16 protein-coding genes and 1 tRNA gene are annotated in these 20,246 nt (G+C 71.4%); 14 read left to right on the top strand and 3 right to left on the bottom strand.

Annotation, left to right across the window (positions count from 1 at the left end; translation table 11 throughout):
• Window positions 1-147 precede the first annotated feature (147 nt).
• From FHS29_RS15890 to FHS29_RS15900, 3 genes are all read left to right on the top strand, one after another.
• Window positions 148-846, top strand: coding sequence for a response regulator transcription factor (locus FHS29_RS15890; protein WP_184691405.1), 699 nt, complete (start codon window positions 148-150; stop codon window positions 844-846).
• A gap of 230 nt (window positions 847-1,076) precedes the next feature.
• Window positions 1,077-2,492, top strand: coding sequence for a sensor histidine kinase (locus FHS29_RS15895; RefSeq protein WP_184691406.1), 1,416 nt, complete (start codon window positions 1,077-1,079; stop codon window positions 2,490-2,492).
• A 224-nt stretch (window positions 2,493-2,716) separates the two neighbouring features.
• Complete coding sequence (locus FHS29_RS15900) at window positions 2,717-4,345, top strand: vWA domain-containing protein (RefSeq protein ID WP_184691407.1); 1,629 nt, start codon at window positions 2,717-2,719, stop codon at window positions 4,343-4,345.
• A 183-nt stretch (window positions 4,346-4,528) separates the two neighbouring features.
• Here FHS29_RS15900 and FHS29_RS15905 read toward each other — a convergent pair.
• Window positions 4,529-4,601 (bottom strand) — tRNA-Thr (locus tag FHS29_RS15905).
• 274 nt (window positions 4,602-4,875) lie between these two features.
• Between FHS29_RS15905 and FHS29_RS15910 the strand changes: the two genes are divergently transcribed.
• From FHS29_RS15910 to otsB, 3 genes are all read left to right on the top strand, one after another.
• Window positions 4,876-6,276 carry a threonine/serine exporter family protein gene (locus FHS29_RS15910; RefSeq protein WP_221455997.1) on the top strand — a complete coding sequence of 467 codons (1,401 nt, stop codon included), beginning with the start codon at window positions 4,876-4,878 and terminating at the stop codon, window positions 6,274-6,276.
• 134 nt (window positions 6,277-6,410) lie between these two features.
• Window positions 6,411-7,847 carry an alpha,alpha-trehalose-phosphate synthase (UDP-forming) gene (locus FHS29_RS15915; RefSeq protein WP_184691408.1) on the top strand — a complete coding sequence of 479 codons (1,437 nt, stop codon included), beginning with the start codon at window positions 6,411-6,413 and terminating at the stop codon, window positions 7,845-7,847.
• Between the two features lie 67 nt (window positions 7,848-7,914).
• The gene (otsB, locus tag FHS29_RS15920) at window positions 7,915-10,443 is read left to right on the top strand and encodes a trehalose-phosphatase (protein ID WP_184691409.1); all 2,529 of its coding nucleotides are present in this window, start codon (window positions 7,915-7,917) and stop codon (window positions 10,441-10,443) included.
• 153 nt (window positions 10,444-10,596) lie between these two features.
• Here otsB and radA read toward each other — a convergent pair whose 3' ends face one another.
• Window positions 10,597-11,970, bottom strand: a complete 1,374-nt coding sequence (gene radA, locus FHS29_RS15925; RefSeq protein WP_184691410.1) for a DNA repair protein RadA — start codon at window positions 11,968-11,970, stop codon at window positions 10,597-10,599.
• A 117-nt stretch (window positions 11,971-12,087) separates the two neighbouring features.
• Window positions 12,088-12,855, bottom strand: a complete 768-nt coding sequence (locus FHS29_RS15930; protein ID WP_184691411.1) for a copper chaperone PCu(A)C domain-containing protein — start codon at window positions 12,853-12,855, stop codon at window positions 12,088-12,090.
• Window positions 12,856-13,193: 338 nt separating this feature from the next.
• Between FHS29_RS15930 and FHS29_RS15935 the strand changes: the two genes are divergently transcribed.
• The 8 genes from FHS29_RS15935 (at window position 13,194) to FHS29_RS15970 (ending at window position 20,237) form a co-directional block, all read left to right on the top strand.
• Entirely contained in the window at window positions 13,194-13,682 is a 489-nt protein-coding gene (locus tag FHS29_RS15935) for a CarD family transcriptional regulator (protein WP_012782996.1), read from the top strand.
• Window positions 13,683-13,716: 34 nt separating this feature from the next.
• Entirely contained in the window at window positions 13,717-14,409 is a 693-nt protein-coding gene (ispD, locus tag FHS29_RS15940) for a 2-C-methyl-D-erythritol 4-phosphate cytidylyltransferase (protein WP_184691412.1), read from the top strand.
• The gene (gene ispF / locus FHS29_RS15945) at window positions 14,406-14,873 is read left to right on the top strand and encodes a 2-C-methyl-D-erythritol 2,4-cyclodiphosphate synthase (RefSeq protein ID WP_184691413.1); all 468 of its coding nucleotides are present in this window, start codon (window positions 14,406-14,408) and stop codon (window positions 14,871-14,873) included. Before ispD ends, ispF begins: the two co-directional genes overlap by 4 nt.
• 5 nt (window positions 14,874-14,878) lie before the next feature.
• A complete protein-coding gene (locus FHS29_RS15950) occupies window positions 14,879-15,274 on the top strand; it encodes a PPOX class F420-dependent oxidoreductase (RefSeq protein ID WP_184691414.1) in 396 nt (131 codons plus the stop codon).
• Between the two features lie 155 nt (window positions 15,275-15,429).
• Window positions 15,430-16,044, top strand: a complete 615-nt coding sequence (locus FHS29_RS15955; protein ID WP_184691415.1) for an HAD family hydrolase — start codon at window positions 15,430-15,432, stop codon at window positions 16,042-16,044.
• A 68-nt stretch (window positions 16,045-16,112) separates the two neighbouring features.
• Window positions 16,113-17,501, top strand: coding sequence for a cysteine--tRNA ligase (gene cysS, locus FHS29_RS15960; protein ID WP_184691416.1), 1,389 nt, complete (start codon window positions 16,113-16,115; stop codon window positions 17,499-17,501).
• Window positions 17,502-17,505: 4 nt separating this feature from the next.
• Entirely contained in the window at window positions 17,506-18,477 is a 972-nt protein-coding gene (gene rlmB / locus FHS29_RS15965; protein WP_184691417.1) for a 23S rRNA (guanosine(2251)-2'-O)-methyltransferase RlmB, read from the top strand.
• A 338-nt stretch (window positions 18,478-18,815) separates the two neighbouring features.
• Window positions 18,816-20,237 (top strand): MBOAT family O-acyltransferase, encoded by a 1,422-nt coding sequence (locus FHS29_RS15970; protein ID WP_184691418.1) that lies wholly within the window; start codon window positions 18,816-18,818, stop codon window positions 20,235-20,237.
• The last annotated feature ends 9 nt before the right edge of the window (window positions 20,238-20,246 follow it).

Raw genomic sequence — 20,246 nt, forward strand, 5'->3', positions numbered from 1 at the left:
CAGCACTCCCTGTTCGGTGGGTCCGCCTTCGAGCCTGCGGACGTGAGCTGTGCCGGTCCTGTCGCCCACCTGTCGACTTGCTGTAGATCAAGCCGGTGGTGACCGGGCGGGTTCGCCCGCCGAGGGGCGGTGCCGCACCATGAGCACGTGGACAAGGCCAATGCGGTTCGACTGCTCGTCGTCGACGACGAGCCCCACATCGCGGACCTGGTCGCGACGGTCGCCCGGTACGAGGGCTGGCAGGCCGCGACGGCAGGCAGCGGTGAGGCCGCGCTGAAGACCGCCGCCGACTTCCACCCGGACATCGTGGTGCTCGACCTGATGCTGCCCGACCTGGACGGCTTCACGGTGCTGGACCGGCTGCGCGCGTCCGGCGCGATGGTGCCCGTGGTCTTCCTCACCGCCCGCGACGGCACGGCGGACCGGGTCGCCGGGCTGACCAGGGGCGGCGACGACTACCTGGTGAAGCCGTTCTCGGTGGAGGAGCTGATGGCGCGGCTGCGGGCCGTGCTGCGGCGCAGCACCGGGCCGCAGTGGAAGCGGTCCGTGCTGAAGGTGTCGGACCTGGCCATGGACGAGGACACCCGCGAGGTGCGGCGGGGCGGCAAGCTGGTCACCCTCACGCCGACCGAGTACGAGTTGCTGCGCTACCTGATGCGCCGCTCGCCCGCCGTGCTGACCAAGGCGCAGATCCTGGACCACGTGTGGGAGTACGACTTCGGCGGCCGGTCGAACGTGGTCGAGCTGGTCGTCTCGCACCTGCGGCGCAAGCTGGACGACGGCCGCGAGCCGCTCATCCACACCGTGCGCGGCGTCGGCTACGTGCTGCGCAGGGCTCCCGACTGATGGCCGCCCCCTCGACCGGCCGCCAACCGTCGGACCCCGGTCCGTCCGGCCCCACATCGTCGGACCCCAGATCACCGGATTCGTCTGTCTCCCGATCATCGGAGCCGAAATCGCCCGGTTCGTCGGAAACCAGATCATCGGACCCAAGATCACCCGATTCGTCTGACCGCACATCGTCGGGTCGACAACCGTCCCGGTCGTTGCCACCCAGATCGTTGCCGCCGAGATCGTTGTCGGACCGACTGTTCGGCCGCCAGCGGTTGCGGTTGGGCACGCGGCTCGCGCTCGGGTTGGGCGCACTCGCGCTGGGCGTGTTCGCGGTGGTCGGCACCGTGATGGTCACCAACATGGAGGACTACCTCGCCCGGAAGCTCGACGACCAGATGAAGCTGTCGCAGGTCGAGCTGGAGAAGGACATCGACAAGTACGGCGAGCTGCACAAGTCGGTCTACGGCTGGTACGCCGCCGTCTACGAGGTCAAGGACGGCCGAGCCGTCCTGCAACCGCCCGCCGACCTGCCGAACGACGCCGCCGAGATGGCCGAGGTCGCCCAGGACGTCACCGGGGACCAGCCGGTGTTCCGCACCGCGTACCTGAAGGGCAACGGCACCTACCGGCTGCGCGGCTGCCCGATGGGTGGCGGCGTGGTGCTGGTCAGCGCGGCGCCGATGACCGACATCACCACCACCGTGCGGCAGCTGGTGATGGTGGTGGTGGCCACGTTCCTGCTCGCGCTGATCGCGTTCGTGGTGATCGGCCGGGCGGTGCTGCGGCGCGGGCTCCAGCCGTTGAGCGACATGGCGAAGACCGCGCACGACATCACCTCGCACGACCTGACCGACTCGGCACGGCTCGCGGTGCGCGCGGAGGGCGGCAACGGCGGTGTGGAGGTCGAGGAGCTGCGGACCGCGTTCAACACCATGCTGGAGCACATCGACTCGTCGCTGGCCGCGCGGACGGCGGCCGAGCAGCGGCTGCGCCGGTTCATCGCGGACGCCTCGCACGAGCTGCGCACCCCGTTGACGTCGATCCGGGGCTACGCCGACCTGTTCCGCTACGCGGCGGCGAACGCACCGGAGGAACGCGAGGCGCACCTGGAGAAGCTGCGCTCCGAGGCGGCCCGGATGAGCGTGCTGCTGGACGACCTGCTGCTGCTGGCCCGCCTGGACTCGGCCGAGACCGAAGCGCCGGTGCGGCCGGTCGACGGCGACCTGGCGGAGCTGGTGCGCGAGTCGGCGGACGCGTTCCAGGCCGCCCGGCCGGACCACCCGCTGACCGTGACCACCGGGCCGGACCCGGTGCGGCTGCGGTTCGACCCGATGCGGCTGCGGCAGGTGATGGACAACCTGCTCGCGAACGCCGCCATCCACACCCCGCCCGGCACCGCGGTGTCGCTGTCGGTGGGCGTCGAGCAGGGCCGTGCGGTCGTCCGGGTGAGCGATTCCGGGCCGGGCATCCCGATCGCCGACCAGGCCCGCATCTTCGACCGCTTCTACCGGGTGGACAACTCCAGGACCCGCGACCGGGGCGGCAGCGGACTCGGCCTGGCCGTCGCCCACTCATTGGTGGTGGCACATGGCGGAACTATTGAGCTGGAAAGCCGGCCAGGCTCCACCACGTTCACCATCCGCATTCCGAGGGCCTGACCGCTTCGGTTTTCCGAATGGCATAACACCTGCTCAACAGGTATGTGAACTCACCTGTGCGGGGCGCTTGGCAACCATTCGACGCAACCGGATTCCGTACGAACCGACCAGTATTCGAAGGCCTCGACTCGACTCCGCCAAATGCGCCCGGACAACCGTGCCGGACGCATTCGGACCGCATACGGACCCCGCGTCCACATGCCCGAGCGAGAAGAGACCCCCCGATGCATCGCTTTCGCAGACCGGCGCTGGCGGCCCTAGCCGCCATCGCGCTGGCCGCGTCCGTCACCGCCGCGGTCGGCCCGGCCGCCGCCGCGCCGCTACCGCCCGCGCCCCGCAAGTGCGGCCCGATCGACGTCTCCTTCATCGTCGACGACACCGGCAGCATGGGTGGCGCGATCAACAACCTGAAGGCCGGCATCAACGCCATCGCCCAGGAGGTCGAGAACCAGGCCGGCACCGACTACCAGCTGAGCCTGGTCAAGTTCAAGGACAACATCACCGTCGTCAACAACTTCGCGCCCGCCAACAAGCTCGCCATCTTCGCCGGCGTGAACGCGCTCGCCGCGGGCGGTGGCTCGGGTGAGCCCGAGGCGTCCGACGAAGCCCTCAACACGGTGGTGAACAACAAGCCCGCGGCGGGCCGGCCGCAGAACGTCGACTTCAACGGCGCGTGGCGGTCGAACGCGACCAAGCTGGCGGTCCTGATCACCGACGCCCGGCCGGGCGGGTTCGACGACACCTACGACAACACCGACCTCGCCAACGCCGCCGCGCGGGCGAACGAGGCGGCGGGCCACGGCATCAAGATCTCGTCGGTCTACGTGCCCACGTCGACCACGTTCAACAACCCGATCATCCCGATCATGCAGAACTACGCCAACACCACCGGCGGCCTGTTCACCCAGGCGCAGCCGGACGGCTCGGGCGTGAGCACCGCGATCATCGACTTCCTGCGCGACTGCAAGCGCAGCGACGTGTTCATCCGCGACCAGGTCGTCGACAACGGCGTCGAGCCGAACGGCAACACCCAGTTCTGGGCGAGCCCGGACATCAAGGTGTGCCCGACCCAGGCGGACTGCGCGCCGGGCTTCCAGCCCGTCGTGGGGGCGACGAACTGGGTCCACGTGCGGCTGAACAACCCCGGTCCCTACGCCAACGCCAACGGCTACGGCACGTTGAAGGTCTACCGCACCACACCGGGCGGCTCCACGAACTGGCACCCGGTGACCCTCGGCGACTGGACGTTCATCGGCCAGGAGACGCTCTCGGTGCCGTCCGGCCCCGGCGCGGTGGCGAAGGTCAAGTGGACCCCGGTGCCCGGCCCGGGCCACTTCTGCCTGCTGGCGCGGTGGGTGTCGGCGACCGACCCGATGGGCTACCCCGAGACGGCCAACACGGCGCTCAACACCAGGCAGAACAACAACATCGCGTGGCGCAACTTCAACACCTTCCGGGTCAAGCCGCACGGGCCGGTGAAGACGCCTTACGCGGTGGGCAACGCCACCGAGCGGCCGATCAAGACCGACCTGGTGATCTCCAGCCCGGAACGCCCCCTGGCGGGCAGTGGCCGCGTGATCATCGACCTCGGCCCGCGCCTGTTCGCGCTGTGGCGCAGCACCGGCGGGCAGGGCGAGGGCGTGAAGCAGGTGGGCGAGACCCAGGTCGAGGTCGCCGACCCGAAGCGCGCCGTGCTCCGCGGCCTGCCCATCAACCCCGGTGAGCGGCACGTCGCCGAGCTGACCTTCGTGGGCGGCGCCGAGCCCGGCGAGTTCGTCCAGCACGTGGTGCAGGAGGTGAACGGCGAGGACATCGGCGGCGTCGGCTACCACATCACCGTCGAGAAGGAGTAACCCGGACGCGCGCCTCGCCGCCAGGACCGCGTAGCCCTTGGCACGCCCCCGACCGCGAGGCCGCGTCTGCTTGTTCGTGGCGCGTTTCCGTCGACCACACTCTTCGATCGACGGAAACGCGCCGCGAGCCGCCGACTTCCCAGGCGGCCGAGTCGCCCTCCCGAGGAGGGCCATCGAACACGGAGCCGGTGAGGGGACTTGAACCCCTAACCTTTCGCTTACAAGGCGAGTGCTCTGCCAATTGAGCTACACCGGCGCGGCGGACGGCCGGGAACATCGTAAGCGCCCGCACTGGGTGCTACCTGCGGCGAACGGTCTGCTCACGGTGTGCCGCCGTTGGTCCATCCGGAGGTCGGAAGCCCGTCCGGGTGGCCCAGGGACAGGGTAAAACCGCTGGCCAGCGGCATCAACAGTACTGAACCCACAGTGATCGACTCACCCAGGCTGGGTACCCCTACCAGGGGTGGCGCATGACACAGCGGCGAATGTGGAACCGTCGGGCGTGGCGGATGACCCGACCACGAGGAGGGATGCCCGTGCGGCTGCGGCGCAGGCGGTACCGCGACCCCAGGACCACGCCCGGTCTGTGGCAACCGGTGGAGGGACCGTCCCTCCCGGACGACTCGACCGTCCACCTGGTGCTCGACCTCGCGCTCCGGGTGGGTGAGGTGCAGCTCGCCAGCGGGGCGGGTGCGGCGGACGTCACGGCGACCGTCATGGCCGTCGCGGACGCCTACGGGCTCCCGCGCACCGAGGTGGACGTGATCTACACCTCGATCACCGTGTCGTGCCACCGGGGCACGGAGGCCGCCCCGATCACGTCGCTGCGCGTGGTCCGCTCGCGCGGCCTGGACTACACGCGGCTGGCCGCCGTGGAGGACCTGATCCGCCGGATCACCTCCGACGAGGTCGGGGCCGCCGACGCGTACGCCGAACTCGACCGGATCACCAAGCAGCCGCACCCGTACCCGCGCTGGGTCGCCACTGCCGCGTGGGCGGGCATGGCGGGCGCGGTGGCGTTCCTGGTCGGCGGCGGACCTCTGTTGGCCCTCACCGCGGCCTTGGTGACGGCGGTGATCGACCGGGTGGGCCGGGTGCTCAACCGGCGGGCGCTGCCGTTCTTCTTCCAGCAGGTGGTCGGCGGCGCGCTGGCGTCCACCGCGGCCCTGGCGATGTACGCGACGGATTTGCTGCCCAGCGTCCGCCCGTCGCTGCTGGTCGCCACCGGCATCGTGGTGCTGCTGTCCGGGCTGTCGCTGGTCGGCGCGGTGCAGGACGCGATCACCGGCTACAACGTCACCGCCGCCGGCCGCACGATGGAGATCGCGCTGCTCACCGCGGGCCTGATCGCGGGCATCGCGCTCGTCCTGCGGGCGGGCGTGCAGTTCGGCGTGCGGACGTCCGTCGCGGACCCGTTGCCGCCGCTGATCTCCGACGTGCCGATGCAGTTCGCGGCCGGCGCGGCGACCTCGGCGTTCTTCGCGCTGGCCGCCTACGCCCCACCCCGGGTCCTGCCGATCGCGGCGGCGGCCGGGGCGGTCGGCACCGCCGGGTACGGCCTGCTGGCCCTCACCGGCACGAACGCCATCACGTGCGCCGCGGTCGCCGCCACCGCCGTGGGCCTCGGCGGCGCGGTCGTCTCGCGACGCCTGCGCACGCCGCCGCTGGTGGTCGCGGTGGCCGGGATGGTGCCGCTGCTGCCAGGCTGGACCACCTACCGCGGTCTCTACCAGCTCACCATCGAGGGTGACGCGGCCGGCCTGTCCACCCTGGTGCTGGCCGCCGGCACGGCGTTGGCACTGGCCAGCGGGGTGGTGCTGGGCGAGTTCCTGGGCCGGCCGGTGCGCACCGGGCTGAGCAGGCTGGAGCGGAGGCTGGCCGGACCCCGGTTGTCCGGCCCGCTGCGCCCGGCCAGGCGGCGGGTCGAGTAGTCGGCCGCTCGGGCGTGATGTACGTCCAACCTGGTTGAACTCGGTGTGACGGGGATGACGGTAGGGCATCCGGGATGAGCGTTCCCGTTAACCTCGGGTACGGGCGAGACGAATCTCCTAGGAGGCGTTACCCGGTGAGCAGCATTGGCGAGAACGGCGCGGACTTCCTGGTCGTGGCGAACCGCCTGCCCGTTGACCTGGAGCGCCTGGAGGACGGCACCCAGCGCTGGAAGCACAGCCCCGGCGGCCTGGTCAGCGCGCTGGAGCCGTTCCTGCGCTCGCACAGCGGGGCGTGGATCGGCTGGCCCGGCGTGGCCGACGCCGACGTGGAGGCGTTCGAGGAGGACGGCCTCCAGCTGCACCCGGTGATGCTCAGCTCCGCCGAGGTGCGCGACTACTACGAGGGCTTCTCCAACGGCACCCTGTGGCCGCTGTACCACGACGTGGTGGCCCCGCCCGCGTTCCACCGCCGTTGGTGGAACGCGTACGTGCGGGTGAACCAGCGGTTCGCGGACGTGACGGCCAAGGTCGCCGCGCAGGGCGCGACCGTGTGGGTGCAGGACTACCAGCTCCAGCTGGTGCCGGCCATGCTCCGCGAACTGCGGCCGGACCTGCGGATCGGGTTCTTCCTGCACATCCCGTTCCCGCCGGTGGAGCTGTTCATGCAGCTGCCGTGGCGCACCGAGATCATCCGGGGCCTGCTCGGCGCGGACCTGGTGGGCTTCCACCGGCCGGGCGGCGCGCAGAACTTCCTGTGGCTGGCCCGCCGGCTGGTCGGCCTGGAGCCCAGCCGGGGCGCGGTCGGCGTGCGCACCCGGCCCGGTGTGGTGCAGGTCGGCGACCGGACGGTGCGGGTGGGCGCGTTCCCCATCTCCATCGACTCGGCCGGCCTGGACGCGCTGGCCCGCAACAAGGAGGTCCAGCAGCACGCCAAGCAGATCCGCAACGACCTCGGCAACCCGAAGAAGATCCTGCTCGGCGTCGACCGGCTGGACTACACCAAGGGCATCGACGTGCGGCTGCGGGCGCTGTACGAGCTGATCGCCGACGGCCGGGTGGACCCCGGCGAGGTGACCATGATCCAGCTCGCCACGCCCAGCCGCGAGCGGGTCGACCACTACCAGCAGATGCGCGGCGAGATCGAGCAGGCTGTCGGGCGGATCAACGGCGAGTTCTCCACCGTCGGTCACCCGGTCGTGCACTACCTGCACCAGTCGGTGGACCGCCGCGAGCTCACCGCGTTCATGACCGCCGCCGACGTGATGGTGGTGACGCCGGTCCGGGACGGCATGAACCTGGTCTGCAAGGAGTACGTGGCCTGCCGCTACGACCTCGGCGGCGCGCTGGTGCTGTCCGAGTTCGCGGGGGCGGCGGCCGAGCTGACGAGTGCCTTCCTGGTCAACCCGCACGACCTCGACGGCGTGAAGAACGCGCTGGAGGCCGCCCTCACGCTGGATCCGGCCGAGGGCCGCCGTAGGATGCGCGCGCTGCGCCGCCAAGTCCTCACGCATGACGTCGACCGCTGGGCTCGTTCGTTCCTTGACGCCTTGGGTACGCAGACTGCGGTCTGACCGAAACTTTCGGAATCGGTTCAGACCAAGCACCCCGACCTGTCCCACCGAGTCTTGAGGAGGGGCGTTGACCGCCGAGGCCCTCCCCGCCGAACTTCGTCGTGCGATCGTGCAACTGGCGCGCACCCCGCGCCTGCTGGTCGCCTGCGACTACGACGGGACACTGGCTCCGATCGTGGCCAACCCTGAGGACGCCCGCCCGCTGCCCGAGTCGGTGGGCGCGCTGCGCTCGCTGGCCGGGTTGCACGAGACCACGACGGCGGTGATCTCCGGTCGCGCGCTGCGGGACCTGGCGACGCTGTCCCGGCTGCCGTCCGAAGTACACCTGGTCGGCTCGCACGGATCGGAGTTCGACGTCGGCTTCGTGCACGCGCTCGACGCCGACGCGCGCGCCCTGCACCGCCGGCTGGAAGCCGAGCTGGAAGGAATCGTCCAAGGCCAAGAGGGCATCAGCCTGGAGTCCAAGCCCGCGAGCATCGCGGTGCACGTGCGGCGCGCCGAACCCACCGTGGGGGAGCGGGTTCTGGACGCCGTGCGCAGCGGTCCGTGCACCTGGGACGGCGTGCAGGTCACCGAGGGCAAGGCCGTGGTCGAGCTGGCCGTGGTGCAGACCGACAAGGGCCACGCCCTGGACGTCCTGCGGCACCGGGTGTCCGCCACGGCCGCGATCTTCGTCGGCGACGACGTCACCGACGAGAAGGCATTCGCCCGGCTCACCGGCCCGGACGTGGGCATCAAGGTCGGCGACGGCGAGTCGCTGGCCGGCTACCACATCGAGGACACGGTCGACGTGGCCACCGTGCTGGCGTTCCTGCTGGAGGAGCGCCGGGCGTGGCTGCACGGCGACCAGGCGGTGCCGATCGAGCGGCTCACCATGCTGGCCAACGAGAGGTCCGTGGCGCTGCTCACCCCGGACGCCCGGCTGAACTGGCTGTGCCACCCGGAGCCGGACTCGGCGGCGGTGTTCGCCGACCTGCTCGGCGGCCCGGCGGCCGGCCACTTCTCGATCAAGCCGGAGCACGGCTCGCTGCCGCTGGGCCAGCGGTACGTGCCGGGCACCATGATCGTGGAGACCCGCTGGTCCCGGCTGCTGGTGACCGACTACCTGGACCACGACCTGGCCTCGCACCGCACCGACCTGGTGCGGCGCATCTCGGGCTCGACCAACGCGGTGATCACGTTCGCGCCGCGCCCCGAGTTCGGCCAGGTGCCGGTGCGGCTGCTGCGCGAGCGGGACGGCCTGCGGGTCGTCGGCACCTCGGACCCGATGGTGCTGCGGTCGCCGGGCGTGGCCTGGGAGATCACCTCCGACGGGGTCCAGGAGACCGCGACGGCCGTGGTGCGGCCCCGGGAGGGCGCGCCGATCCTGCTGGAGCTGCGGTGCGGCACGGACGACCTGTCCGAGGCCACCCTGGGCGAGCCGGAGCGGCGGGCCCGCGCGGGCTCGTTCTGGTCGGACTGGGCGGCGACGCTGAAGCTGCCGCCGGTCGAGACCGAACTGGTGCAGCGCTCGGCGCTGACGCTCAAGGGCCTCGTGCACCACGACACCGGCTCGATCATGGCGGCGGCGACCACGTCGCTGCCCGAGGAGCTCGGCGGCATCCGCAACTGGGACTACCGGTACTGCTGGCTGCGCGACGCGGCGCTGACCGCGCAGGCGCTGGTGTCGGTGGGCTCGCTGGGCGAGGCCGAGGCGTTCCTGGGCTGGGTGCACGGCGTGCTGGGGACGCTGCCCGGCCCGGAGCGCCTGCACCCGCTGTACACGTTGCACGGCACCATGCTGGGCGCCGAGGCGGTCATCGACACCCTGCCGGGGTACGCGGGCTCACGGCCCGTGCGGGTCGGCAACCTGGCCAACCAGCAGGTTCAGCTGGACGTGTTCGGCCCGGTGGTGGACCTGGTGGTGCAGCTGGCCGCGGCACGCGGCTCGCTGACCGACCAGGACTGGCTGATGGTGCAGGCGATGGCCGAGGCGGTCGCCCGCCGCTGGCACGAGCCCGACCACGGCATCTGGGAGGAACGCCACGCCCCGCGCCACCACGTGTACTCGAAGGTCATGTGCTGGGTGACGCTGGACCGCGCGGTGTCGCTGGCCGAGACCTACCGGCGCGAGGTCGACCCGTCCTGGCCCGTGCTGCGGGACACCATCGCGAACGACGTGCTCAAGCACGGGTGGAGCGACGAAGCGCAGTCGTTCACCACGGCGTACGACGGTGACGACCTGGACGCGGCTTCCCTGCACGTCGGGCTGTCCGGCCTGATCGACCCGGCCGACGACCGGTTCCAGGCCACCGTGACCGCGATCGAGGCCGAGCTGCGCTCGGGTTCGACCGTGTACCGGTACCGGCGCGACGACGGGCTGCCCGGTGACGAGGGCGGCTTCCACCTGTGCGCGGCGTGGATGATCGAGGCGTACCTGCTCACCGGGCGGCGGACGGAGGCGGAGGAGCTGTTCGCGCAGATGGTCGACGCCGCCGGCCCGACCGGCCTGCTGCCGGAGGAGTACGACCCGATCGCGGAACGCTCGCTGGGCAACCACCCGCAGGCCTACAGCCACCTCGGCCTGATCCGCTGCGCGCAGCTGTTGGCGAAGTAGCCGGAGGTTCGACGGCCGTACCCGGGGCCTTGACGCGGCACGTGTCGCGTCAAGGCCCCGCCGTTCTCCACACCCATCCACAGGGTTGTCCACAGCGGTGGACAACTCGAACACCTGTTCGCATCGGTGGCTCGCGGGCCGGCTCGGGCCGGCTCACTTCTTCAGCTTGAGCAGCTGCAACGCTTCCATCAGGTCGTGCGCCACCAACGCCCGCGTCTCCGGCGGCAACGGCCCGGCGTCCGGCGGCACCAGGGCCTTCGTGTAGCCCAGCCGCGCCGCCTCGGTGAGCCGCCGCCCCACCCCGTTCACCCGCCGCAGCTCCCCCGACAGCCCGACCTCGCCGACCACCACCAGGTCGTGCGGCAGCGGCTGGTCGGTGGCCGCCGAAGCGACCGCCAACGCCACCGCCAGGTCCACCGCGGGCTCCACCAGCCGCATCCCGCCGACCGTGGCCGTGAACACGTCCTTGTTGTGCAGCGACATCCGGCCGCGCTTCTCCAGCACCGCCAGCGCCATCGCGACCCGCGCCGAGTCCAGCCCGCTGACCGCCCGCCGCGGCGAGGGCAGGTTGGTCGCCGTCACCAGCGCCTGCACCTCCCCCAGCATCGGCCGCTTGCCCTCCACGACCACGGTCACCGCCGTGCCGGTCACGTCCTGCTCCCGCCGGTTCAGGAACAACCCGGACGGGTCCGGCACGCCCACGATCCCGTCGTCGCGCAGCTCGAAGCAGCCCACCTCGTCCGCCGGCCCGTACCGGTTCTTGATGCCCCGCACCAGCCGCAGGCTGGAGTGCCGGTCGCCCTCGAACTGCAGCACCACGTCCACCAGGTGCTCCAACACCCGCGGACCGGCCACCGAGCCGTCCTTGGTGACGTGCCCCACCAGCACGATCGGCAGCCCGCGCTCCTTCGCCAGCGCCACCAGGCTCGCGGTCACCGCGCGGACCTGCGTCACACCGCCGGGCGTCCCGTCGACCGCGGGCGAGGACATGGTCTGCACCGAGTCGACGATCAGCACCCCGGGCCGGACCGCCTCCACCTGCCCCAGCACCGCCGCCAGGTCGCTCTCCGCGGCGAGGTACATCTGCCCGTGGATGTTCCCGGTCCGCTCGGCCCGCAGGCGCACCTGCCCGGCCGACTCCTCGCCCGTGATGTACAGCGAGGGCACCCCGCCCTTCACCGCCCACTGGTAGGCGACTTCGAGCAGCAGCGTGGACTTGCCCACCCCCGGCTCACCGGCGAGCAGCACGACCGCACCGGGCACCAGCCCGCCGCCCAGCACCCGGTCCAGCTCGGCCACCCCGGTCCGCCGCGCCCGCGCCGACTCGACGTCCACCTCGCCGATCGGCCGCGCCGGCGAGCTGGGCGCACCCGCCACCACCCGCGCCGCCGGCCGGCTGACCCCGCGCTCCTCGACGGTCCCCCAGGCCTGGCACTCGGGACAACGGCCCACCCACTTGGCGACCTCGTGCCCGCACTCGGCGCACCGGTAGGTCGTCACCTTCGCCACCCGCCCGTTCTTCACCACGGCACGCAGGCTAACGACCACCCCCGACAGCCGTGCCGACCGCACGACGCGGAACCCGCCCGCTCGCACGGGGCGAGGGGCGGGTTCCGATGGGTCTTGCGGTGTCCCAGGACGGGGTCAGTGCTCGCCGGGCGCGTCCTTGCGCGGCTCCGGCGAGGCGCCGATCGGCAGTTCCAGCGTCAACGGCCCGGCCTTCTCGAACAGGAACGTCACCTTGACCGCCTGGCCGGGGCGCAGCTCGCCCTTCAGCCCCTTCAGCACGATCCTGACCTTGCCCGGCTCCGCCGAGGTGTCCGCCGAGGACGACGGCTTGCTCCCGGACGTGGTCGGGAACACCGAGCTCACCCCGCCCTGGCCCACCGTGGGGGCGGTCGTGGTGGTCGGCGAGGTGGGCGAGGTCGGCGTGGTCGTGGTGGTCACCGAGGCGCCGGAGGAGGCGGAGGAGGCGGAGGAGGCCGAAGAAGCGGAAGTCGCCGACGAGGCGGAAGTGCCCGACGACGCCGAAGCGGACGACGTGGACTTCGGGGAGGTGGTGGACGAGTGGCTGCCCGCGTCGTCCTGGTCCGCCCCGGAGGCGACGGCGGTGCCCGGCTCCAGCACCGCGTCACCGGAGATGTCGGCCGCGCCGGTCAGCTCGCTGGACACGGAGAGCAGCTTGTCCGGCTCCGCGCCGTTGTTCGCGATCACCGCGATCACGGGGGCGTCGTCACCCTCCGAGTAGTGCCCGTGGTCGACCGGGAACTGGAACTGCGCGTCGCGCACGGCGATGACGCCCGCGTTGCCGCTCGCCCCGTTGACCGCGGCCACCTGGGTGTCGGTCTGGGTGACCTGCCCTGCGCTACAGCCTGCGACGGCCAGCGCGACGCCCGCTGCCACTGCGGCCACGACGGCCAGGCGGCGAGGCGCTGGGAACTTCTGCTCTGCGCGACCCACGGCTGCTCGGATCCTTCCGGTCTGCTGGCTGGGCGGGCCGTACCGGCGACGAGAGCCGGTCGACCACCGGTACAGGAGCCTAACCGGGTCCTGGAACCGCGACCTCATGTGGTGCCCCACAGCTGGTCGTGACGTCCACAGTGGAGTGCGATCCACCTGCGCCGTTGCACGCCACCCGCCGTTTTGTCAACCCCCCACGCGGTCCTGACCTGCGCGAACTGATCTCCGGACGCCGAAGAGGGGATTGCTCGGCGTGTTAGGATGGGGTTAGCGAAAGGGGCAGAGGACACATGGTTTTCAAGGTCGGAGAGACCGTCGTCTACCCGCACCACGGTGCCGCTCTCATCGAAGCAATCGAGACCCGTGTGATCAAGGGCGAGGAGAAGAAGTACCTCGTCCTCAAGGTTGCCCAGGGTGACCTCACGGTTCGCGTCCCCGCCGACAACGCCGAGATCGTAGGCGTGCGTGACGTCGTCGGCCAGGAGGGTCTCGACAAGGTCTTCGAGGTCTTGCGTGCTCCTCACACCGAGGAGCCGACCAACTGGTCCCGGCGGTACAAGGCCAACCTGGAGAAGCTCGCGTCCGGTGACGTGAACAAGGTGGCCGAAGTGGTGCGCGACCTCTGGCGGCGCGAGAAGGATCGCGGACTGTCCGCTGGTGAGAAGCGGATGCTGGCGAAGGCTCGACAGATACTGGTTAGCGAACTGGCGCTCGCCGAGGGCACCGACGAGGACAAGGCGGAGGTCCTCCTCGACGAGGTCCTCGCCACCGCGTCCTGACCCTCGACACCTGCGCAAGAAGAGAACCGCGAACATGGGTGTGGTCGCGCTCGTGCCCGCGGCGGGCCGGGGTGAGCGGTTGGGCTATGGCATGCCCAAAGCGCTCGTGCCGGTCGACGGCGTTCCGCTGCTGGTGCGTGCGGTGCGCGGTCTTTTCCAGGCGGGCTGTGTGCGGCACGTGGTGATCGCCGCGCCTCCCTCCGATGTGGACATCGTGAACACCGTCACCGCCCCGTCGGCCCCAGCCGGCGGGGCGGTGCACGTGCTGGCGGGCGGCGCCGAGCGTTCCGACTCGGTCCGGCTGGCGCTGGAGTACGCGCTGCGCGAGCTGCCGGGCACCACGATCGTCCTGGTGCACGACGCCGCCCGGCCGTTCACCCCGCCGAGCGTGGTGAACGCCGTGGTCGACGCGGTCGCGGCAGGCCACCCGGCGGTCATCCCGGTGCTGCCGGTGGCGGACACGATCAAGGAAGTGGACGCGGCCGGCACGGTCGTCGCGACCCCGGACCGCGCCACCCTGCGAGTGGTCCAGACCCCTCAGGGCTTCGACGCGCGGGTGCTGCTGCGCGCGCACGAGGCGGGCCTGCACGCGACCGACGACGCCGGGCTGGTGGAGCGCCTCGGTGTGAGGGTCGCCACGGTGCCCGGCCACCAGAATGCCATGAAGATCACCACCCCGTTCGACCTGGCGGTCGCGGAGGCACTGCTCGCGGGAGGCAAGGCGTGAGGGTCGGCATCGGTTCCGACGTCCACCAGGTGGAACGGGGACGCGACTGCTGGCTCGCGGGCCTGTTCTGGGACGGCGTGGACGGGTGCGCCGGCCACTCGGACGGCGATGTCGCCGCGCACGCCCTGTGCGACGCCCTGCTGTCCGCCGCCGGGCTGGGTGACCTCGGTTCGGTGTTCGGCACCAGCGACCCGCGCTGGTCCGGCAAGCACGGCGTGGAGTTCCTCGCCGAGGTGCGCGGGCTGCTCGCCGGGGCCGGCTTCGCGGTGGGCAACGCGGCCGTGCAGGTGATCGGCAACGCACCCAGGATCGGCAAGCGCCGCGACGAGGCCCAGCGGGTGCTGTCGACCGCCGTCGGCGGGCCGGTCTCGGTCAGCGGGACCACCACGGACGGCCTCGGCCTCACCGGACGCGGTGAAGGCATCGCCGCGATCGCCACCGCGTTGATCGTCCCACTAGCCTGAGACGCATGGCGATCATCCTCAGCGCGGCGACGCGCGCCCTGGTGGACGGCAGGAACTACGCCACGATCTCGACGCTGAACCCGGACGGCAGCCCGCACAGCTCCGTCATGTGGATCACCCGGGACGGCGACGACCTGCTCTTCTCGAGCCTTCGGGACCGCCACAAGGAACGCAACCTGCGCCGCGACCCGCGGGCCAGCGTCTGCGTGTGGGACCACGAGTCGCCCGAGACCTACGCCGAGGTCCGCGGCACGGTGACGATCACCGAGGACACCGGCCGGGTCCTGGTCGATGCCCTGGCGCTGAAGTACACCGGCGAGCCCTACCCCGACGAGCCCGCCGACAAGGTCCGGGTGGTCCTCCGCCTGACCCCGACGAAGGTCGCCGGCAACGCCGCGTAGCGACCCGACGGGCCGAGGTCTCGGCGACGAGCTTCGTCGTGCGGGGCCTCGGCCCGGCCGGTGGGCGGGACGCGGCGGCGGTGCCGGGTGTGGCGTGCGTCCTGCTCCCGCCGGAAACCTTCAGCCAAGAGGTCCAGACCACGTAGCGTGCCGATGTGACGATCCGCGCCGTCCTCTTCGACTTCTCCGGCACCCTGTTCCGCCTCGAGCACGAGTCGCTGGCCGAGCACGCCGACCTCATGCGCGCGCTGACCGCACCGGTCGGCGTGGCGGAGGGCCTGGACATCGACCCGGCCGAGTGGGAACGCCGCGACCTCGACGGCGACCTGCACCGCGACCTGCACATCAAGGCCCTCACCGCGGCCGGTGCGCAGGATCCGGCCGACTTCTACGGCCGGCTGTGCAGCCCGCCGTTCTGGCAGCCCTACCCGGACACCGCGCAGGCCCTCGGCACCGGGCTGCCGACCGCCGTGGTGAGCAACATCGCCTGGGACATCCGCGCCGTCTTCGCCCGTCACGGCGTCGAGGACCGGGTGGACGAGTTCGTGCTGTCGTTCGAGGTGGGCTCGGTCAAGCCGGACCCGAAGATCTTCCGGGTGGCCTGCGACCGGCTGGGCGTGCACCCGGACGAGGCGCTGATGATCGGCGACAGCGAGGAGGCCGACGGCGGCGCGGCGGCGGTGGGCTGCCGGGTCGAGATCGTGCCACCGCTGGAGACCGGTCAGCGCCCCGACGCGCTGCTCCAGGTGCTGCGCAAGCACGTGGCATAGCCGATCGGCATAAGCACAATACGACGGTCGATTCAACCCCCTGTGGCTTGCGCCCGTACCATCTCCACGTGAGCCTCCACTTGTACGACACCGCGAGCCGGTCCATGCGGGAGTTCGTCCCGCAGGTCTCCGGAACGGCGTCGATCTACGTGTGCGGGGCGACCGTGCAGGGCGTGCCGCACATCGGCCACGTGCGCAGCGGACTGAACTTCGACGTGCTGCGCCGCTGGCTGGCGCGCACCTACGAGGACGTCCGGCTGGTGCGCAACGTCACCGACATCGACGACAAGATCCTCGCCAAGGCCGCCGAGCACGGCCGCCCGTGGTGGGAGTGGGCGTACGCGCACGAGCGGGCGTTCGAGGACGCGTACACGTCCCTGGGTTGCCTGCCGCCGTCGTACGCACCGCGCGCGACCGGTCACGTGACGCAGATGGTCGAGCTGATGCAGCGCCTCGTCGACCGCGGTCACGCCTACGCCGCGCAGGGCGACGTGTACTTCTCCGTCACCTCGTTCCCCGAGTACGGGGCGCTGTCCGGCCAGCGGCTCGAAGAGGTCCACCAGGGCGAGTCGGCGGCACAGGGCAAGCGCGACCCGCGCGACTTCACGCTGTGGAAGGCCGCGAAGCCCGGCGAGCCGTCGTGGCCCACGCCGTGGGGCGCGGGGCGCCCCGGCTGGCACCTGGAGTGCTCCGCGATGGCGACCGCCTACCTGGGCGGCACGTTCGACATCCACGGCGGCGGCATCGACCTGATCTTCCCGCACCACGAGAACGAGCAGGCCCAGTCCCGCGCGGCGGGCGACGGGTTCTCCCGGTACTGGATGCACAACGCCTGGGTGACGCTCAGCGGCGAGAAGATGTCCAAGTCGCTGGGCAACACGGTCTCCATCCCGACCCTGCTGGAGCAGGTCCGCGCGCCGGAGCTGCGCTACTACCTGGTGGGACCGCACTACCGGTCGACGATCGAGTTCTCCCAGGAGGCGCTGGACGAGTCGGTGTCGGCGTACCGGCGCATCGAGTCGTTCGTGCGGCGCGTCGTGGAGCGCACCGGGGCGGTCGGCGACGACGGCGGGTTCTCCGCGCAGTTCGTCGCCTCGATGGACGACGACATGGGCACGCCGGGCGCGCTGGCCGAGATCCACAAGCGCGTCCGCGAGGGCAACACGGCGCTGGAGGCGGGCAACGACCTCGGCGCGCGTGCGGCGGCCGAGTCGGTGCGCGCGATGACCGCCGTGCTGGGCGTGGACCCGCTGCGGTGGCACGACACGTCGGCAGACGGGTCGGGCGGCAGGCAGGCACTGGCCACTTTGGTCGAACACGTGCTGGAAGAGCGCGTGAAAGCCCGCAAGGAGAAGGACTTCGCCAGGGCGGACGCGCTGCGCGACCACCTGCTCCAAGCCGGGATCGCCGTCGAGGACACCCCCGACGGTCCGCTGTGGACATTGAAGGACGACTGACCTCGTGGCAGGGAACTCCAAGCGCCGGGGCGCGATGCGCAACCCCGGCTCCAAGAAGGGCGCGGTCGTCGGTTCCGGCGGGCAGAAGTCGAAGGGCCTGCAGGGCAAGGGGCCCACGCCCAAGGCGACGGAACGCCCCAACCACCCCGCGTACAAGCGCGCGCAGGCGACCGCGAAGGCCGAGCAGAACCGCGGTCAGCGCCGCCGGTCCGCCGAGAACTCCCCGGAGACCGTCGCGGGCCGCAACCCCGTCGTGGAGTGCCTGCGAGCGGGCATCCCGGCGACGGCGCTGTACGTGGCGCTCGGCATCGACGCGGACGACCGGGTGGCGGAGGCCGTGCAGCTGGCCGCCGACCGCGGCATCTCGGTGCTGGAGGTGCAGCGCGGCGAACTCGACCGGATCACCGGCGGCGCGATGCACCAGGGCCTGGGCCTCCAGGTGCCGCCGTACGAGTACGCCGAACCGCGCGAGCTGCTCAAGATCGCCCGCGAGTCCGGGTCGCCGCCGTTGCTGGTGGCGCTGGACGGCGTGACCGACCCGCGCAACCTCGGCGCCGTGGTGCGCTCGGCGGCGGCGTTCGGGGCGCACGGGGTGGTGCTGCCGCAGCGGCGTTCGGCGGGCATCACGGCCGTGGCGTGGCGGACCAGCGCCGGCACGGCGGCGCGGATGCCGATCGCGGTGGCCACGAACCTGACCCGGCAGCTGCGCGAGTGGGCCGACGCCGGGCTGATGGTGGTGGGCCTGGACGCGGACGGCACGGTCGACGTGGACGGCCTGGAACTGGCGACCGGGCCGCTGGTGGTGGTCGTCGGGTCGGAGGGCCGGGGTCTGTCCCGGCTGGTGCGGGAGACGTGCGACCAGACGGTGTCGATCCCGATGGCGGCGGGCGTGGAGTCGCTCAACGCGTCGGTCGCGGCCGGAGTGGTGCTCGCCGAGGTCGCGCGCCGGCGGCGGTTGGATCTCATCAAGCCCTGACGGTCGCGGGAACGCCGGGCTCGCACGCCGGTCGTGCGGCGCAACACGCCGCACGAAGCCCGGACTCGCCGATCCCGAGCACGGAACCCGCGCAGGAACCCTCGACTCGCCGGTCCCGCGAACGCACGACTCGCGAGACCGGCGGGGTTCGGCTCGGCAGCCGCGAGCACCGGAGCACCGAGTTCGGGCACCGAGCCCGAGCACCGGGCTTGAGGCACCGGACTTGAGGCACCGGGCTCGGAGCACCGAGCCACTCCTTGCCCGGACGGGTGTGACGCTGGGCGATTTGTCACCCGATCGGCAACCTTGACGTCGGCCGCCGGATAAGGTTCCCCGCGATGTCCTTCGCCACCCCACTGTTCCTGTGGTTCTTCCTGCCGGTCGTGCTCGCGGCCGTCCTCGTCGCACCCAGGACCTGGCGCAACGGCGTGGTCGCGGTGGCCAGCCTGTTCTTCTACTTCACCGGCGCGGGCGGCACGACGTTCCTGCTGCTCGCCGCGATGGTGATCAACTACCTGGCCGGCCGACGCCTCGAACCGGGCACCCCCGGCGACCGCAAGCTGATCCTGGTCGGCGCGATCTGCGTCAACCTCGGCGTGCTGCTGGTCTGGAAGTACCTCGGCTTCGCCACCGAGCAGCTGCACGACATCGCCGCGCTGATCGGCGCGGACCTGCCGGTGGTGCACCTGGCGCTGCCGATCGGCATCTCCTTCTACACGTTCCACCACATCTCGTACGTGGTGGACGTCTACCGGGGCGAACGGCCGGCACTCCGGGAACCGGTCGCGTTCGTCACCTACATCGCGATGTTCCCGCAGCTGGTGGCCGGCCCGATCGTCCGCTTCCGGGAGATCGCCGACCAGCTGCCGCAGCCCCGCCTGCACCGCTGGGACGACATCGCGGCGGGCTTCCCGAGGTTCGCGCTGGGGCTGTGCAAGAAGGTGATCATCGCCGACTCGCTGGCCCCGCTGGTGGACGCCTGCTTCGCCACGCCGGACGACAAGATGACCTTCGCGGTGGCCTGGCTGGGCGCCATCGGCTACACGCTGCAACTGTACTTCGACTTCTCCGGCTACTCGGACATGGCCATCGGCCTGGGCCGGATGCTGGGGTTCCGGCTGCCGGAGAACTTCGCCCGGCCGTACTCCTCCGTGACCATCACCGAGTTCTGGCGGCGCTGGCACATGTCGCTGTCCCGCTGGTTCCGGGACTACGTCTACATCCCGCTGGGCGGGAACCGGACCGGGGTGCTGCGCACCTACCGGAACCTGACGATCGTTTTCGTGCTCACCGGTTTCTGGCACGGGGCGAACTGGACGTTCCTCGTGTGGGGTTTGTTCCACGGCGCGCTGCTGGTCCTGGAACGCCGATTCGGCTGGGATTCCGCACCGGCCACCACCCGCGCCCGAATTGCCCGCCGGGCGCTCACGATGGTGCTGGTGGTTATCGGCTGGGTGTTCTTCCGCTCGGCCGACCTGGGCGAGGCGTTCACAATCATCGGGCACCTGATGGTGCCGGATTTCGGTGGGCTCGGGGAAGCCGTGACCGCCGCCGCGACCAATCAGCGGGTTCTGCTGCTGGTGCTCGCGCTGGCGATTGTGGTAATGCCCGACCACCCCGTGGCGGGCCCCTACCTGGAGTCCTCTCGGGACCGCGTCGCGATGGCGGCTAGGGTGTCCGTGATGACCGTGGGCGTTGGCTACGCGGCGATCCTGGTGGCCAGCGGCACGTTCAGCCCGTTCCTCTACTACCAGTTCTGATGATCGACA

This window comes from Saccharothrix tamanrassetensis, assembly GCF_014203665.1.
In the GTDB taxonomy this organism is placed as follows: domain Bacteria; phylum Actinomycetota; class Actinomycetes; order Mycobacteriales; family Pseudonocardiaceae; genus Actinosynnema; species Actinosynnema tamanrassetense.

Bases quoted from the DNA above. Each gene is read 5' to 3' on its own strand.
- FHS29_RS15900 (WP_184691407.1), top strand. From the start codon at position 2,717: ATGCATCGCTTTCGCAGACCGGCGCTGGCGGCCCTAGCCGCCATCGCG.
- FHS29_RS15910 (WP_221455997.1), top strand. From the start codon at position 4,876: ATGCCCGTGCGGCTGCGGCGCAGGCGGTACCGCGACCCCAGGACCACG.
- FHS29_RS15935 (WP_012782996.1), top strand. From the start codon at position 13,194: ATGGTTTTCAAGGTCGGAGAGACCGTCGTCTACCCGCACCACGGTGCC.
- ispD (WP_184691412.1), top strand. From the start codon at position 13,717: ATGGGTGTGGTCGCGCTCGTGCCCGCGGCGGGCCGGGGTGAGCGGTTG.
- FHS29_RS15950 (WP_184691414.1), top strand. From the start codon at position 14,879: ATGGCGATCATCCTCAGCGCGGCGACGCGCGCCCTGGTGGACGGCAGG.
- FHS29_RS15970 (WP_184691418.1), top strand. From the start codon at position 18,816: ATGTCCTTCGCCACCCCACTGTTCCTGTGGTTCTTCCTGCCGGTCGTG.